The following is a 16,526-nucleotide window of genomic DNA, read 5'->3' on the forward strand; positions in this document are numbered from 1 at the left end:
ATAAACGTTAGCGCTAAATTACTGTTAGTTATTTCAATGGTGTTTGATAATTGCCCACTGGGGTACACACACGTGTTTTTGAATGGACAAATGACGTAAATATACAATCAAGCTACAAGCAGCAACCGCGCCGAACTCGATATATTCAGGTAAAAATAAATATATAATGGTATAGAAGATACAGCCTAGAGCGACTGGAATCGCATATAATTCTTTATTGAGTAATAATGACGGCCGGTGCAATAGCACATCTCTGATAACACCTCCACCAGTTGCCGTAATCACACCTAACATCACAGGTGCAACGGGCAAGCCAAAACCCATTTCCCAGGCTTTATTTGCCCCTTGAATCGCAAACATGGCAATGGCTACTGCATCAATGTAAAGGTATAACTTGTTCGCTCTACCCAGTTGCACCAGCGGAAAGGCGAAAAAACCGATAATGCATGCGACAATTGCAATGGTAATATATGAAATGTCCAATGCCCAAAAAACTGGCACACTCAAAATACAATCACGAATTGTGCCACCGCCTACTGCCGTAATAATCCCAAGTACCGTGATTGAGAATATATCTAATTGCTTATCTAATGCGGCCAATACCGCAGATAAGGCAAATGCTGCTGTCCCTAATACTGTAATTGTTTCAATAATATAATCACTTGTATTCATGTTGGTATCTTAAACATCTAAACCCTAATTGATGCAGTTTTAACGTAATTAACACTGCAAACTAACTTTATAACCTTTGCCAAAGTTGCCCGTTAACGGCTTTTTCATACCCCATATTAAACAGTGCTTGCATATACTGCTGATCAAACATGTCTTTACTCCCTTTTTCAGGTACATTTTGTTGATCAATACTGGTGTATCTCATCGCCAGATTTTGTTGTCGGCACATATAAGCAATATGGTATAAATCTCCTTCGCCTTGATTGACTGTCATCGACTTTACGGTGCGTGTAATCAAGTCGATACCTTTATCATTTATTTTTTGATAAGGCATATCTAATACCCCATTACGGATAACTTGCACTACTGGCTGCGTTGATAAACCTAAACTGCTATTAATAGCATTAAAATCAATATGTTCAGCAAATAAAAATAGTTGATTAGCTAATCCACCATCGACATGCATTTCTTCCATTGTTTCCCCATTCAGTTCAACATCAATAAATTGAGGCGGGAAAACTGCTGGTATAGATGCACTTGCAGCAATGATTTGGCGAATCAATTTATATCGATTAACAACTTGGCTGGAGGCAATTTCACCAATATTCCAAACAACCAGTTCATTTGAGTCGAAATGTGTGGTGCCAATCAACAACCTTTTCCCTTGTTGATGCATAACTGAGATTTGATCAATCAGTTCGTCACTGTAGTGCTGCTCAATAAGGTCGTATAAGTGTTGGCCTTCTGATAGTGCATCTTTGAAAATTGTATTTAGAAAATGCTTTTTACCAATAATGCTTTTATCATCTATGCCTAATATCAATTGCTTCATATGTTTTATGTTTTCATCCCCAACAAAAACAAATGGCGCCATCAATGCCCCGGCACTTATTCCCGTGATAATGCTATAGTTTGGTAGTTGATTAGATTCATGTAACCCATTAATCACACCGGCACCGTAAGCGCCATTCACTCCCCCACCAGATAGCACCAGTACATACATTTGCTCACCCTGCACGGCTATTGGTGTTGTATTGTTTACGTCATCAAAAAACAGTTGTGTAGAGTCTGTATCAAATACTCGAATAGGCTCATTTGACTTGTCAAAATTTGGCACCACTACTTGTTTGTAATGGGCTTGGCTAACACGTTGTTCTGCTTTGTGTGGTGTTGCACATGCAACAAGAAAAAAGCAGATGAACAGGTATATTGTATATGGGTAATTTAGTTTTTTCATATTGCTACTTAGTTTCGATTTGAACCAATGACCGGCTAATATGCATTAGCTTGTGCTCAATTTTTTAAGCACAAGGAAAGGCCTAAAAACGGTAACCAAAATTGATAGTGAATGCCTCACGGGTTTCACCTTTATTGTAAAGCACTGATAAATTGTAGTTTTTACCAAACTGCTTATTAAAGCCGACTAAATATGCCCACTGATTCAACTCAACACCAATGTCATAGTCGAACGCGATATTTCCACTCACTACTCGGCCGTCCATCCGAGAATCAAGACCTTGATACTCAGCACCCACAAACAATTGTGCTCTGTAATCGGCTAGCTGATAGCCCAACATAGGTTGTACTGTAACAATACCATCACCCCATCTATCCGTTCCTTTCATTCGGGTTATGCTGTATGTACCCGTAACAGAAGCGAAAAACTCTCTATAACCAACCGATAAAGTGGTACCAATTCCGGCAAGGTCGTATTGTAAATGTAATGGCACATTAAGATTTCCAGGTTGACAAATGGCACTTAACTCCTTGCAAAATGCATCTCCCAAATGCGGAAATTTGTTATTTAGTTTCTCTTTTATAATTTGCCCTGCTTTACCTGTGTAAGCAGCATCAACTTGTGCATCAACATCAATTTGACCGACATAACCGAACACATTCCAAAACGGCAGAATATTTACATCACCTCTTAAGGTGAGACTCTGCGCATTCACCACCCCAATCGTGTCAGCTGGATCAAAAAAGTCATTTAAACGGATACCGTCTATCGTAAAATCATTAAAGGGAATGTTCATATCTTGATTGCGATAAGCAATTGACACACCAAATGGTAACGGCAAGTCGATCCCCTGACGCCTAACCATGTCACCCATTAACGGAAACAATCTATGTAACTCAACACGCTGCTCACGCATACGAGGATCAGAAACATCGTCCAATTTATCGTGGTCTAAAATATTCACCCCTTCTTCGTCGTCATAGATTGCGACTGGAGTCACATCAATGGTGACTTTCAAAGGTTTTTTCTTGCTAGTACCTGTAGCCTCAGTATGTTTTCGTGCCAAAATAATCTTCCCTGAGGCTAAGTGTTTAAAATCAATCGTTTGTCGATAGTTTTCCACTTTGTAATTATCAAATGTAAATGGTTTTTTGTTGTAAATAACCATTTGTGTAGGTTTGCCATGTTCAACAAACAACTTAACGCTTAAAAAACGAAAATAAGAAATATCCTGTGGTAGACCATATTTAGAATAATCAAATGTCACTAACACTTGATGCCCACTTAATTCAGTCGCCTTTACAGATGATTTATCAAAACTTTCTGCATAATTTCGTAAGCGATATTCTCGACGAGTAAATGTTTCAATTTCATCGACAACATTCTCGTGATCTGCTATTTGATCTGGTCGATACTTAATGCGTAGATCAATATTGCCCTTAGTATCAGTATCTTTGACCAAATACACATGTGATTCCTTTACATCATCACCAATTTCAATTTTCCTAGTTGCGAACTCGACAAGGTGTTCACCTTGCATCAATGAACTCATTGCCAATTTTGGTAGACTTTCATCAATACCATAATGCTGAAACACAGCTTTTCCTTTAAGTGTGTGTAATTCGTTCTCTTGATTATCTTTTGCATAAGAGATGTTTAGTAAAAACGGTAATACCGCTAACAACCCTATTCGAAGTTGGTTTTTGACTTTCAAAATAGTAAACATGCTATCTGCCCTAATCGAGTTACCAAGTCGCGTTTCCCCCTTTTTGGGATAAACGTGGTAATTAATGAGAATCTAAATTCCATTAAAATTGACTTGTTTATTTTGTTGGTGAGTTGATTTGGGCTGCAGTTTACTGATGTTATGTCCAATCATTTAATCTCAGATGATGGATTGAACCCTACAATTAAATGTTTATTAGCAATGTATAAGGCAGGTTATATCTAAAAAGATGCTCCTAATACTGTTAGGAAAGAAATGAATAATTTTAGATAAACTATATAAGTCTATCATTTACATATTATTGAATAAAACCAAAACACTTGATTTAATCATATGAACACAGGCTGATATGCGCATTCGTTCACGATAGAATTGCATCGACTAGACAATCATGTTCAACAATGATGCCATGACTCTTTCAACTCCTTTTAAGATTCTGACTGCCTAACAGTAGACAGTCCAACTTGGTTTTTCCCCAAAGCTTTTGCTTGATATAACGCCTCATCAGCTCTGTGTATTAGCTCTTCAACACTATTCTCATGGCTGGGAGTTAGCGTGGCACAGCCAATACTGACTGTAATACCATTTGAGATTTTCAATGATGCTAAGTTAATGGACACACTATCAATGGTTTGCTGAATATGATCAGCTATGTTTTTAGCACCCAATGCATTCGTCATTGGCAAAAGGATGACAAACTCATCACCTCCAAATCTTGCTGCCACGTCACCAGCTCGATTCACTGACTGTTTGAGCACATTGGCGACAATTTGAATACATTTATCCCCTCATAGGTGCCCATATTTATCATTGAATGTCTTGAAATCGTCAATGTCTAGCACAAGTAAAGACAAGTTTTCATTCATACGCTGGTGCCTGCCCCATTCAGAAGTGATAGCTAGATCAAATGCACGTCTATTGGCTAGTTGTGTAAGGCTATCTAATAGTGAGATGGCTTCTAACTGTTTAATTTGTGTATAAATAGTGACATTCATACTATTCAAACTAGCAGCTAGCTCACCTATTTCATCTTGTGACACTTGCAGAGGTTTGAGTTTACTATCGCCTTGTTTGATACGGTTAACTTGTGTTGATAGCGATAATATCGGTTTTACAATCCAATGCATTAAATGCATGTAACCTAAGATCACTGTCAATAAAGATGATATCACCAGCATTATGGTAAGGTTCTGAAAAAGAACTTGATTGGAAGATAACTGTGAGACCATCTCGTTTTTTTTAATATCCATACGTTCATAAAAGCGCTGGATTGGTATCATGATTTGTGCTTATTGAGATATGTATAAACTATTAAAAACTTTATCTTGGGCAGATAATTTAACCGATAATGGCAATTGTTCGTATGTATGATTTTTAATTAATTCAATAGCATTTAACTCAAAACTGACCAGCTCATTTGATTGAGCTAATGCATCAAACAATAAAGCCCGCTCTTGGCTATCTAGCGGTGCATTCAATATCATTTGTTCCATTGTTGAAGCTGAGATCGCTGAGCTGTCAAAATTTTGCTGTGAGACCAACGTATCCCAATGCAAGTCATACTTATTGCTAGGACGAGGTTGCTTTCCATTTCTAATAGCTAAAATTTGTTCATAATATTCTAAATAAACCTTGTCCCCTGTTGTGACATACACTCTTACCATTCGGGTAAGATCGTCTGAACTTTGTCTTAGTATGTGGGCTAAGTCCATTAGCTGGTGCCCTTGAGACTCCGCTTCAGCAACTTTTCGAGCACTATCAATCCAAAGGAACATAACAATAATAATGCCTGCCAATTGAAGGATTAATAGTGAAAAAATGATTTTAAATCTTCGACTTATATTCATTAACTCACTCGTCTAATGTACTTATTGTTTTGTGCCATCTCTAATAGCTATACCCATATAAAACTTAGATAAATAAATTTACTACTAGGTTCTATTTAAAAGAATAGGTGAGATCTGATATTTAGCTAGATTTGTCACCCAGATGCTGTATTAAAACAATGATTGGCTCGTGAAAATTCAACAGCGTGTGTGATATTAATGAGGTTGATTTAACCAATAGTGTTAGACCAATTTGGAGAGCACCATCTACTCATTAATAATATGAACAGATGGTTTGAAAATAATGCTACTTACTAGGCATGAACACATTAAAATGCTGATAAGCACGTTCTGTTGCTACCCTGCCTCTTGGTGTTCGCTGGATAAAACCTTGCTGAATGAGAAACGGTTCCAGTACATCTTCAATCGTTTCACGATCCTCACCAATAGCAGCGGCAAGGTTGTCTAAACCAACAGGGCCACCCATAAATTTATCAATAATAGCAAGCAACAGTTTGCGATCTAAATAATCAAACCCTTGGATATCTACATCAAGTAAATCCAACGCCTGTTCAGCAACAGCCTTTGTGACAATGCCATCATGTTTTACTTCGGCATAATCACGTACGCGCCGTAACAATCGATTAGCGATACGCGGTGTGCCACGGGAGCGTTGTGCGATTTCTACCGCGCCTTCTGCTTCAACTTCAATTCCCATTACATCAGCTGAGCGACTGACGATTGATGTAAGATCTTTGACATTATAAAATTCAAGACGTAACGGAATACCGAACCTTGCTCGTAAAGGTGATGTTAATGAGCCAGCTCTGGTAGTAGCACCAATCAATGTAAAAGGCGGTAAATCTAGTTTTATTGACCGCGCTGCAGGCCCTTCACCAATCATGATATCGAGCTGATAATCTTCCATTGCGGGATAAAGAATTTCTTCAACCACAGGGCTCAAGCGATGAATTTCATCAATAAAAAGTACATCATCTTGCTCAAGGTTAGTTAAAAGAGCGGCCAAATCACCTGCTTTTTCTAATACAGGACCAGAGGTTGATTTAATATTTACCCCCATTTCATTGGCAACAATCATGGCTAATGTTGTTTTACCTAGTCCTGGAGGGCCAAAAATCAACATATGATCTAATGCTTCATTACGATTTTTTGCTGCTTCAATAAACACTTTTAACTGAGCTCTAGATTCATCTTGCCCAGTATACTCATCCAATAATTTGGGACGCATAGCACGATCAATAGATTCGTCCTGTCCTTGTATTTGTGGCTCAATGAGGCGGTCAGCTTCAATCATAAATTAGATTACCCTTCGCGTTACGAATTTACAGCATAGACTTTAGAGCTGCTTTAATAAGCATCTCTGAATCCATACCTTCTGTGAATGCACTTGCAACAGCTTTACTGGCTTGCGTAGGTTTGTAACCCAATGATAATAATGCAGCAATTGCATCTTCTTCAACAGTATCAGTGACAGGTGCCGGCTTATAGTTACTTTGTAATACGAATTCACGTTCAGAACCAGAAGATGCCTCCAATAGGTTCTTCAGTTTGTCGCGCATTTCTACGACTAATCTTTCAGCCGTCTTTTTACCAACACCTGGTAATTTTACTAACGTTGCAATGTCATCACGCTCAACGCAATTAACAAACTCATTGGCGTTCATCCCAGATAAGATGGTGAGTGCTAATTTAGGGCCAACACCGTTAGTTTTAATTAATAGACGGAACAATGATCGCTCTTGCTTAGTGATGAAGCCATATAACAACTGAGCGTCTTCCCGCACAACAAAATGGGTATAAAGTGTAGCTTGCTGATTTAACTCAGGGAGCTCATAAAAGCTAGTCATTGGCACTTGTAGCTCATAACCAACACCATTCACATCTAAAACTATTTCAGGAGCCTGCTTTTCAACAAGTAATCCTTGTAGACGACCTATCATTTATATCTTCCATATGTTCTTAAGGTGGCTTTTCCACCCATAGCGACCAAACTTTGATTCGTGTGGTAATGACATAAAGCGACACCTAATGCATCTGCTGCGTCAGCCTGTGGTGCTGAAGGTAATTTAAGCATTTGCGTTATCATGTGTTGAACTTGCGACTTTTGCGCACGTCCAGTACCAACCACCGCGCTTTTTATTTGTGTAGCACTATATTCTGCTACGGTTAATCCTGCATTCGTGGCGGCAACAATGGCCGCCCCACGCGCTTGACCGAGCTTTAAAGCTGAGTCAGCATTTTTTGCCATAAACACTCTTTCAATGGCAAATTGCTCGGGTTGATATTGGCGAATGATCTCACTGATCCCAGTAAAAATTTGCTGTAGACGCTCTGCTAAATTATCGCCAGAGGTACGAATACAGCCACTTCCAAGGTACAGTTGTTGCCTACCTTGGCATTTGATTACGCCATAGCCGGTAATCCTTGAGCCTGGATCGATACCTAATATAATTGCCATTAATTACGCTTAAGCATCGCTAAGTTGTCGCATAACATCTTCTGAGATATCCGCATTGTGATATACCTCTTGAACATCATCATTATCTTCAAGATTATCAATTAATCGTAAAAACTTTTCTGCGGTGCTCGCATCAAGTTCAGACTTGGTAGAGGCAACCATGGTGACTTCAGCGTTGATGGCTGTGAGATCAGCAGCATCTAATGCATCTTTTACTGCACCAAACGCTTCAGGAGTAGTACATACATCATGTGAACCATCTTCGTGAGAGATAACATCTTCTGCACCCGCTTCAAGGGCGATATCCATTAGCGTATCTTCATCAACAGTATCATCAAATGAAATCATGCCTTGCTTAGTAAATAAATATGACACTGAACCATCTGTTCCAAGGTTTCCGCCTGATTTACTGAATGCATTACGTACACCTGAAACAGTTCTATTCTTATTGTCTGTCATGGTTTCTACCATAACAGCTGTACCACCTGGGCCATAACCTTCATAAACGATGGTTTCAAGCTGTTGACCATCAAGCTCACCTGCGCCTCGTTTGATGGCACGCTCGATAGTATCTCGGGTCATATTATTTGATAAAGATTTATCAATGGCGGCACGTAATCGTGGATTAGAGTCAGGATCTGAGCCGCCTTCTCTGGACGCTACTGTTAACTCACGAATGAATTTTGTGAATAGTTTGCCACGTTTAGAATCTTGTGCAGCTTTACGATGCCGAATATTGGCCCATTTACTGTGTCCAGCCATGGAGTTACCCCGTTATACATAGCGCTAAGTATGAATACCATACCTTGAGTTGCAGCGATAAAAAAGCACATATCTAAACGCGTTAAATATGTGCTTATATTTAGAACAAAAACAAAAAATTATTACTGTTCTTTTGGTGTCTCAATCACTCTTACGCCAAGTTCCACTAATTGTTGTGGATTTGCTTCACCTGGTGCATTGGTTAGCGGGCATGCTGCCGTTGTGGTTTTAGGGAATGCCATGACATCGCGAATAGAGCTTGCACCTGTCATCAACATAATGATGCGATCTAGGCCAAACGCTAAACCCGCGTGTGGTGGAGTACCGTAACGCAAGGCTTCAAGTAAGAAACCAAATTTTTCGTTAGCTTCTTGCTCATCAATACCCAAAATATCAAACACAGTGGCCTGCATTTTTGCATCATGAATACGCACTGAACCACCACCTAGTTCACAACCATTTAATACCATATCGTACGCATCAGATACGGTACCAGCTGGGTCAGCGGCTAACTGTTCTGGGCTCACACCACGCGGTGCTGTAAATGGGTGATGAACCGCATGGAAACTACCTTTAATTTTCTCAAACATTGGGAAGTCAACAACCCATAAAGGTTTCCACTCACCTTGAAGCAGCTCGAAGTCCTCACCGGCTTTAAGACGTAATGCACCCATTGCCTCTGCAACGGTCATAGCATTGTCTGCACCAAATAAAATGATGTCGCCTGTTTGTGCACCGGTGCGCTCAATGATTTGTTGAACAATTGATTCATTTAGGAACTTAAGAACAGGTGATTGAATACCGTCCATACCGGCAGCTAAATCATTCACTTTCATCCAAGCTAAGCCTTTAGCGCCATAGATGCCAACATACTTAGTGTAATTATCAATTTGCTTACGAGATAATGAAGCACCTGTTGGGATACGAAGTGCTGCAACTCGGCCTTCGGGATCGTTAGCTGGGCCACTAAACACTGCAAATTCAACATCTTTAACTAAGTCCGCAACGTCAACTAATTCAAGTGGGTTACGTAAGTCTGGTTTATCAGAACCAAAACGTGCCATTGCTTCTGAATATGGCATACGTGGGAATTCACCAAGATCAACATTCAGTAAATCTTTAAATAACCCACGCACCATTTCTTCAGTTTTTTGCATCACCTGTTCAGATGACATAAACGACGTTTCGATATCGATTTGGGTAAATTCTGGCTGGCGATCAGCACGTAAATCTTCATCACGGAAACATTTAACAATTTGATAGTAACGGTCAAAACCCGACATCATCAGTAATTGTTTGAAGATTTGTGGTGACTGAGGTAATGCAAAGAACTGACCTTTATAAGTTCGGCTAGGCACCAAATAATCACGAGCACCTTCAGGTGTCGCTTTAGTCAGGATTGGCGTTTCCATATCTAGGAAGCCACTGTCGTCTAAAAAGCGACGTACTGCACTGGTCACTTTAGAGCGGAAGATTAAACGCTCAGCCATTTCTGGACGACGTAAATCTAAGTAACGATACTTAAGACGTTGCTCTTCACTGTTGTTCTGGTGATTATCCATGCTCAGTGGTAATGGTGCAGCAGTATTGATAATCGTTAATGCTTTACCTAGCACCTCAATTTCACCGGTTTTCATTTGTGAATTGATTTGGCTATCCGGTCTAGCACGCACGATACCTTTAATCTGTACACAAAATTCGCTACGCAGGCTACTAGCCACTTCGAAGACGTCTGCAAGATCTGGGTCGTAAACAACTTGAATAAGCCCTTCTCTATCGCGTAAATCTAGGAAAATTACCCCACCTAAATCACGACTACGGTTTACCCAACCGACTAAGGTAACTTCTTGATCCAAGTGAGACTTGTTTACGTCTCCACAATAATGACTGCGCATTGAACTTTATCCTTTCATCCACAAAGTAGTGTGACAATTATTATGATTAAACGTGGCATTATATACTGCTATACAACCACAAACCAACGTATATAGTGCGCAGTATCTTTTAGAATGGAGTAAGAATCTAGCAAAGAAGCAGTAAATCCGCTTAATCGTATAAAAACTCAGCACTTTACCGTATTGATAAAAGGATTATGATAAACAATTGAACATAAACAATATGACGCAGACAAGTGACAAGTGCATTGTTAGAAATTAGACTAAAAACGTGTGTGCATAATTATGCTGAGTAAAAAAATACTATCCCTTAACTCAGCTTACATTGATGACCACCAAACTTTTTAGCCTGGTACATCAATTTATCTGCAAGATTGAGTATTTCACTCGCACACGACGCTTCATCTGGAAATATCGCAATGCCAATACTGGCAGAAATAGCAATCCGGTAATCATCCACATGATTGATTAGGTTAAGTCTATTTAAAATGTTATCAGCAACTTGTTTGGCGGCTTCTTTTGACTGAATGTTATTTAAAATCACAACAAACTCATCACCACCAAAACGCGCCACTGTATCTGACTCTCGCACACAATCACTCAATACCTCAGAGACCATCTTTAGTAATTTATCACCGACGTGATGCCCATGAACATCGTTTACCGTTTTAAATCCATCAAGATCCATAAACAACACAGCGAAACGATTACCTTGCCTTTGATGAGTTAACACGGACTGTGACAAGCGATCATTAAACAACATTCTATTGGGCAGTTGAGTTACATTGTCATGATTTGCCATGTGTTTAAGTTTTTCTTCGGCCAATTCACGACGCTTAATCTCAAAATTCAATCGTCGATTAGCAAATACCACCGTTAACACAATCACTGTTAGTAGTACCAAGCTGAACATCATAATTTTTATCCAGCGTTGATATACTGTCGTGTCTGTTTTAACCGTTAAACTATTCCATTTTTGATTAATTTTATGCTGTTCATTCTCATCAATCGAACCAATTACACGATCAATAAGTGGCATTAAATTCTTAAGATCAGGAAACAATGCTAGCTGACTGTGTTGTTCTGCTAGGTCAGAAATTAAAGACAATTTAAGCGATGGATAGGTGCCAGTGTTAAGCAGTGTGGCTAAAGCAGATACTTTTTCAACAAACATATCAGCTTTGCCATCCACAACCGCTTGCATACCAGCCTGAATATTATCAACCTGTACAATCTGCACATTGGGGTATCTTTGTCTAATTTTATCGACTAAGTGATAACCCTCGATAACCGCTAACCTTTGACCAGTTATTTGGCCTATATCAAATATTGGAGGCTGAGTTAAACTGGTTACGATGCCCCATGGTGATGGCCAATAGGGCTCAGAAAATGACAATTGTGTTGCTCTTTTTGGGGTATATGCCACTGATGCAACCATTTGAATTTCACCGCTTATCAAGTCAGCCAGTACATCACGAAAGTCACCATAAGCCACAGGAACGATAGTCAGCCCCAACTGCTCTGATATCTTAGTTTTAATATCAGCATTTATCCCCAAAAACTCACCATTAGCACCTTGATATTCCATAGGAGGCCAATCTTTTACATAGCCCATTTTGATTGCACCTATGGTAGACAAATAAGCCTGCTCTTGGGACGTTAATTTAATAGCGTAGTTTGAAGAATCAAAGTAACGGTCTTCAGGATTAATAAGCCATTTACGTTCAATGGCAAATTGCTCTTCTGCGGTGATGAGATTAAAACCTTCTCTAATACGAGTCGACAGCCCACTGTCATCCAGGCGCGTTAAGCTATACATCATGGTATTGAACTCAACATCACTATATTGAGTGAACTCGGCCCATAATTTGTGAGTTAATAGATGATGAGATGTCATCGCTGATGATGCCACAAAACCATCTAGCTGGCCTTTTTGTACTGCAAGCGTCATTAACTCAATATCTTCAAAAAACTTAACCTGTGCGTTAGGAAAATAGCTCTTAACTTCATTGATATAGGGTGATGTAGGGAATACACCAATACGAAGGTTGGCATTTGGGTTTAGCGTATTCAGTTTATCTGGCAAGCTAAAATATCGGCTCTTTGCAGAAGTGATATGCCAAGCTTGCTTTAAACCTGTTCTTAATTCGTTACTTTCAGGGTATCCAATATGCACATCAGCTAAACCTCTTTTAATAAGATCGACTGAACTGTTCATATCACCACTCACAAAATCAATTTTGATCCCTGTTTTTTCCGACCATAACTGCCATAAGTCCACCAGCAACCCATGAGGTAAACCATCCGCACCAATATCAGCATAGGGTTCTACACCACTTTGCATCGCAATCAACACTGCTTTTTCTGCATTATTGTAACCTAACCATCGACGTTCAATTTGCTTAACGATTACGGGGTCGATGAGTGAAAAACCGTCATTGATGAATTTAACTAACTCATTATTCCCTTTTGCAACAGCTGCAGCTAAAGCGATTTGTTTAATGGGTAATCTAGAAGCATTGTTAAAATCGTGAGTAATTTTTTGTTCTCGAGTCAAATTACGCTGATAACCTTCTATGCCAGCAAAAACATAGACCTCACCATTGGCAGCTGCATCTAATAAATCATTACGTGTTGGATACGCTTTAAAGGTTAATTTAGGTTCTATTGCAAGTAAGTTATCTTGGTGAGCTGACCCAGACACAATACCAATTCGAAACGGGACTAAATCAGACACTTGTTGTCTAATATCAACAGACTCATGTATGAAGAGATAAGAAGATAAGTTTGAAATGGTTTCGCTAAATGAGAAGTTTTCTAGTCTGGAATCCGTGATAGCTAAACCGGCGTGGATAATATTTTCATGTTGTGAAACGTAATCAAGCGTCTCTTCCCAACGAATAGGTTTAAACGTCACTTGTGAGTTTGTTTTATTGGCCCATTCACGCCAAATGTCAATAAGAACACCTCGGGGTAAACCATCATCATCCACAAATTGGTATGGATAAGTGTTTTGACTCATGACAATGGTGAAATGACGCTGTTCCTCTGCTGCTTCAGAGTATTTATACTGTCCATATGCCGGTGGAAACATTGATAGTAAACACAAAAATGACAGTGATAAAATCCATATTATCTGTTTCAATCTTTTTCCTAAACTACAACTGTTTATGATTAATGGTTTATAAAATAAGCATGTTAATCTAAAAGCGATCCCAATGCGACAATTAACAAAGACACAACAGAGCCGATTTACATTTCTTTACATAAGTTACACTTGCAAATACATCGCATCGTCACTGGCAATGTAAAAACGATTAAATTGGTTGATTTAATTTGCATTTTAACTTGCTGCCTTTATTAGTCATTAGCTAAAATAATCACATCATTTTATAAAATTAGCTTTCATGATTGATCAACAAGACAATATCTACGCAACTGCTGCAGAAAAGGTAGATGATTTTAAATTTGATCACCAAGTTGCGGGCGTGTTTAATGACATGATCCGTCGCTCAGTGCCCGGATATAGTCAAATTATTAATACCATAGGCAATTTTGCTTCGGATTTTGTCACGCCAAATAGCAATATTTATGATCTCGGTAGCTCATTAGGAGCAGCAACACTTTCAATACGTCGTCGTGTTGAAGACAAGCAATGTCATATCTATGCGATAGACAACAGTGAGTCAATGATAAACCGCTGCAGAGAAAACCTTAACGCATTTAAAAGTGAAACACCTGTCAGCTTAATATGCAGTGATATCCGGGATATTAACATTAGCAATGCATCGTTAGTGATTCTGAACTTCACTTTACAGTTTTTGCCATCAGTAGATCGAGACGCCTTGATTAATAAGATATACCAAGGCTTAAAATCTGGTGGTGCGTTGATCATTTCTGAAAAATTATGCTTTGAAGACAATGCCATTCAGCAATTACTTGATAAACATCACTTAGACTTTAAGCGTTCAAATGGCTATAGTGAACTTGAAATCAGTCAAAAACGCAGTGCCTTAGAAAATGTCATGCTCCCTGATCCACTTACGACGCACCAACGCCGCTTTCAAAGCGCTGGGTTTAGTCATTTCTCGGTCTGGTATCAGTGTTTTAATTTTTGTTCAATGGTGGCCATCAAGTGATCAGTTTTAGTTCCTTTTACAAACAAATAGCCGATTCTGAATTACAGCATTGGCTAGAAGACCTCCCTTCAATCCTTGGCAAATGGCAACGTGAACATAAGCACGGAAATTTACCTAAGTGGGAAAAAGTACTCAACAAGCTCAATTACCCACAGCCTGATATGACCAATTTCAAAGATGGAGTGACAATTGGCAGCGGTGATCAACTCGAAGCTGGACAACAGCAAAAACTGAGTAATCTTTTAGGTTTGTTTCAGCCATGGCGTAAAGGCCCTTTTACTATTCATGGTATCGACATTGATACCGAGTGGCGAAGTGACTGGAAATGGGATCGTGTAAGCAAGCATATTTCACCATTAAACAACCGTACCGTGTTAGATGTTGGCTGTGGCAGTGGATACCATATGTGGCGTATGCTGGGTGAAGGCGCTAAACAAGTAGTAGGTATTGACCCTTCTCCCTTATTTTTATGTCAATTTGAAGCGGTTAAGCGTGTTGCGGGTAATCATCATCCAGTACACCTTTTACCAATTGGTATTCAGGATCTTCCACCGTTAGACGCTTTTGATACTGTATTCTCTATGGGAGTCCTTTATCACCGCCGCTCTCCTATCGATCATTTATTACAACTTAAAGATCAATTACGGGTTGGTGGAGAACTCGTTTTAGAAACATTGGTTATAGACGGTGATGCCAACCAAGTACTGGTACCTGAAGACCGTTATGGAAAGATGAATAACGTGTGGTTTATACCTTCAGTTGAAGCTCTGGTACTGTGGCTTAAGAAGTGTGAATTTATCGATGTCCAATGTGTTGATATTGATGTCACATCATTAGCAGAACAACGCTCTACTGATTGGATGAAAAATGAATCCTTAGTTGATTATTTAGACCCAAATGATGTGAGTTTAACTGTTGAAGGTTACCCTGCACCTAAACGGGCTACGATTATCGCTAAGAAAGGCCAACCGAATTTAGATTTAATTTAAAACATATATGGGACGGTTTATGTTAAAGCCAATTCTTGCTGTATCAATTGCAGCAGTATTATTAACAGGTTGCAGCAACACTCCAAAAACTGCTGAAGAACCAACATTATCAAACATTGAGCTCAATCAGAATGTACAGTCTACTGAACAACGCATTGTTGATGCGTTAACTGCGCAATGTGGACAACAAGATGAGCAGCTTACCGCTTTAACTGAAGAAGTGAAAACACTGACAACAGAACTCAGAGATGCAATTAAGTCCGTTAATAACAAAGCCGCTGTAATACCTGTTGAAGATGACACCCAATTAAAGATCATTTCTCAATGTCCAGAATCAACAATCGGTGAAAAGTTTTTACTCGGCGAAGTAGAGAGTGTTTATGTCGAAGAAGTTAAATCACACTTTGCCACACGAATTGATACTGGTGCAGAGTCTTCTTCATTAGATGCACGTAATATCGTTTTATTTGAGCGTAACGGGGCTCAATGGGTTAGATTCGATGTATTAAGCCATATAAAAGATCAGCCAGCTAATACCTTTGAGTCTAAAGTTGTTCGTTTTGTTCGCATCAAACAGGATGCTGATTCACCTGAGGATCGCCGACCGGTTATTCACACTCATTTAAAAATTGGAAAATATTCAGCAGAAACCGATGTTAACTTAACTGATCGTAGCCACTTAGAATATCCATTACTTCTGGGCCGTAAGTTTATGAAAGACATTGCCGTAGTCGATGTTAGTCAGCAGTTCATTCATGGAAAGTCAGATAAACAAGTGACGTCTGCAAATAATAAATAGGA

General features: G+C 39.2%; 13 protein-coding genes and 1 pseudogene. 3 read left to right on the forward strand and 11 right to left on the reverse strand.

The features are described 5' to 3' along the window. Positions 1 to 33: 33 nt before the first annotated feature. The 11 genes and pseudogenes from ACHUGF_RS12820 to ACHUGF_RS12870 all read right to left on the reverse strand — a co-directional run bounded on the left by ACHUGF_RS12820 (position 34) and on the right by ACHUGF_RS12870 (position 13,742). Positions 34 to 672 carry a trimeric intracellular cation channel family protein gene (locus ACHUGF_RS12820; RefSeq protein ID WP_394131741.1) on the reverse strand — a complete coding sequence of 213 codons (639 nt, stop codon included), beginning with the start codon at positions 670 to 672 and terminating at the stop codon, positions 34 to 36. A gap of 67 nt (positions 673 to 739) precedes the next feature. Beyond that, a complete protein-coding gene (locus tag ACHUGF_RS12825) occupies positions 740 to 1,909 on the reverse strand; it encodes a patatin-like phospholipase family protein (RefSeq protein WP_394131742.1) in 1,170 nt (389 codons plus the stop codon). Between the two features lie 82 nt (positions 1,910 to 1,991). Next, positions 1,992 to 3,635: a hypothetical protein gene (locus ACHUGF_RS12830; protein ID WP_394131744.1), complete on the reverse strand. Its 1,644-nt coding sequence runs from the start codon at positions 3,633 to 3,635 to the stop codon at positions 1,992 to 1,994. A gap of 428 nt (positions 3,636 to 4,063) precedes the next feature. Next, positions 4,064 to 4,915, reverse strand: a pseudogene (locus ACHUGF_RS12835) (sensor domain-containing diguanylate cyclase). Between the two features lie 9 nt (positions 4,916 to 4,924). Then, entirely contained in the window at positions 4,925 to 5,482 is a 558-nt protein-coding gene (locus tag ACHUGF_RS12840) for a hypothetical protein (protein ID WP_394131745.1), read from the reverse strand. A 286-nt stretch (positions 5,483 to 5,768) separates the two neighbouring features. Beyond that, positions 5,769 to 6,776 (reverse strand): Holliday junction branch migration DNA helicase RuvB, encoded by a 1,008-nt coding sequence (ruvB, locus tag ACHUGF_RS12845; protein WP_394131747.1) that lies wholly within the window; start codon positions 6,774 to 6,776, stop codon positions 5,769 to 5,771. Between the two features lie 28 nt (positions 6,777 to 6,804). Next, positions 6,805 to 7,422, reverse strand: coding sequence for a Holliday junction branch migration protein RuvA (ruvA, locus tag ACHUGF_RS12850; RefSeq protein WP_394131748.1), 618 nt, complete (start codon positions 7,420 to 7,422; stop codon positions 6,805 to 6,807). Then, complete coding sequence (ruvC, locus tag ACHUGF_RS12855; protein WP_394131750.1) at positions 7,419 to 7,940, reverse strand: crossover junction endodeoxyribonuclease RuvC; 522 nt, start codon at positions 7,938 to 7,940, stop codon at positions 7,419 to 7,421. Before ruvC ends, ruvA begins: the two co-directional genes overlap by 4 nt. A gap of 9 nt (positions 7,941 to 7,949) precedes the next feature. Further along, positions 7,950 to 8,702, reverse strand: a complete 753-nt coding sequence (locus tag ACHUGF_RS12860) for a YebC/PmpR family DNA-binding transcriptional regulator (RefSeq protein WP_394131752.1) — start codon at positions 8,700 to 8,702, stop codon at positions 7,950 to 7,952. 122 nt (positions 8,703 to 8,824) lie between these two features. After that, positions 8,825 to 10,597, reverse strand: a complete 1,773-nt coding sequence (gene aspS / locus ACHUGF_RS12865) for an aspartate--tRNA ligase (protein WP_394131754.1) — start codon at positions 10,595 to 10,597, stop codon at positions 8,825 to 8,827. Positions 10,598 to 10,907: 310 nt separating this feature from the next. Then, positions 10,908 to 13,742, reverse strand: coding sequence for a diguanylate cyclase domain-containing protein (locus ACHUGF_RS12870; protein WP_394131755.1), 2,835 nt, complete (start codon positions 13,740 to 13,742; stop codon positions 10,908 to 10,910). A gap of 262 nt (positions 13,743 to 14,004) precedes the next feature. Here ACHUGF_RS12870 and cmoA point away from each other — a divergent pair, with 262 nt between their 5' ends. The 3 genes from cmoA to ACHUGF_RS12885 are packed head-to-tail and all read left to right on the forward strand — an operon-like array spanning position 14,005 to position 16,524. Further along, complete coding sequence (cmoA, locus tag ACHUGF_RS12875) at positions 14,005 to 14,736, forward strand: carboxy-S-adenosyl-L-methionine synthase CmoA (RefSeq protein ID WP_394131756.1); 732 nt, start codon at positions 14,005 to 14,007, stop codon at positions 14,734 to 14,736. After that, positions 14,733 to 15,725, forward strand: coding sequence for a tRNA 5-methoxyuridine(34)/uridine 5-oxyacetic acid(34) synthase CmoB (cmoB, locus tag ACHUGF_RS12880; protein ID WP_394131758.1), 993 nt, complete (start codon positions 14,733 to 14,735; stop codon positions 15,723 to 15,725). Before cmoA ends, cmoB begins: the two co-directional genes overlap by 4 nt. 19 nt (positions 15,726 to 15,744) lie before the next feature. Next, positions 15,745 to 16,524, forward strand: coding sequence for an ATP-dependent zinc protease family protein (locus ACHUGF_RS12885; protein WP_394131760.1), 780 nt, complete (start codon positions 15,745 to 15,747; stop codon positions 16,522 to 16,524). The last annotated feature ends 2 nt before the right edge of the window (positions 16,525 to 16,526 follow it).

Origin of the sequence: Shewanella maritima, from assembly GCF_043643735.1 — a bacterium.
Taxonomy (GTDB): Bacteria; Pseudomonadota; Gammaproteobacteria; order Enterobacterales; family Shewanellaceae; genus Shewanella; species Shewanella maritima_A.

Coding starts and splice junctions, on each gene's coding strand:
- ACHUGF_RS12885 (WP_394131760.1), top strand. CDS start 15,745: ATGTTAAAGCCAATTCTTGCTGTATCAATTGCAGCAGTATTATTAACA.
- ruvC (WP_394131750.1), bottom strand. CDS start 7,940: ATGGCAATTATATTAGGTATCGATCCAGGCTCAAGGATTACCGGCTAT.
- aspS (WP_394131754.1), bottom strand. CDS start 10,597: ATGCGCAGTCATTATTGTGGAGACGTAAACAAGTCTCACTTGGATCAA.
- ACHUGF_RS12820 (WP_394131741.1), bottom strand. CDS start 672: ATGAATACAAGTGATTATATTATTGAAACAATTACAGTATTAGGGACA.
- ruvB (WP_394131747.1), bottom strand. CDS start 6,776: ATGATTGAAGCTGACCGCCTCATTGAGCCACAAATACAAGGACAGGAC.
- ruvA (WP_394131748.1), bottom strand. CDS start 7,422: ATGATAGGTCGTCTACAAGGATTACTTGTTGAAAAGCAGGCTCCTGAA.
- ACHUGF_RS12840 (WP_394131745.1), bottom strand. CDS start 5,482: ATGAATATAAGTCGAAGATTTAAAATCATTTTTTCACTATTAATCCTT.
- ACHUGF_RS12825 (WP_394131742.1), bottom strand. CDS start 1,909: ATGAAAAAACTAAATTACCCATATACAATATACCTGTTCATCTGCTTT.
- ACHUGF_RS12860 (WP_394131752.1), bottom strand. CDS start 8,702: ATGGCTGGACACAGTAAATGGGCCAATATTCGGCATCGTAAAGCTGCA.
- ACHUGF_RS12830 (WP_394131744.1), bottom strand. CDS start 3,635: ATGTTTACTATTTTGAAAGTCAAAAACCAACTTCGAATAGGGTTGTTA.
- cmoA (WP_394131756.1), top strand. CDS start 14,005: ATGATTGATCAACAAGACAATATCTACGCAACTGCTGCAGAAAAGGTA.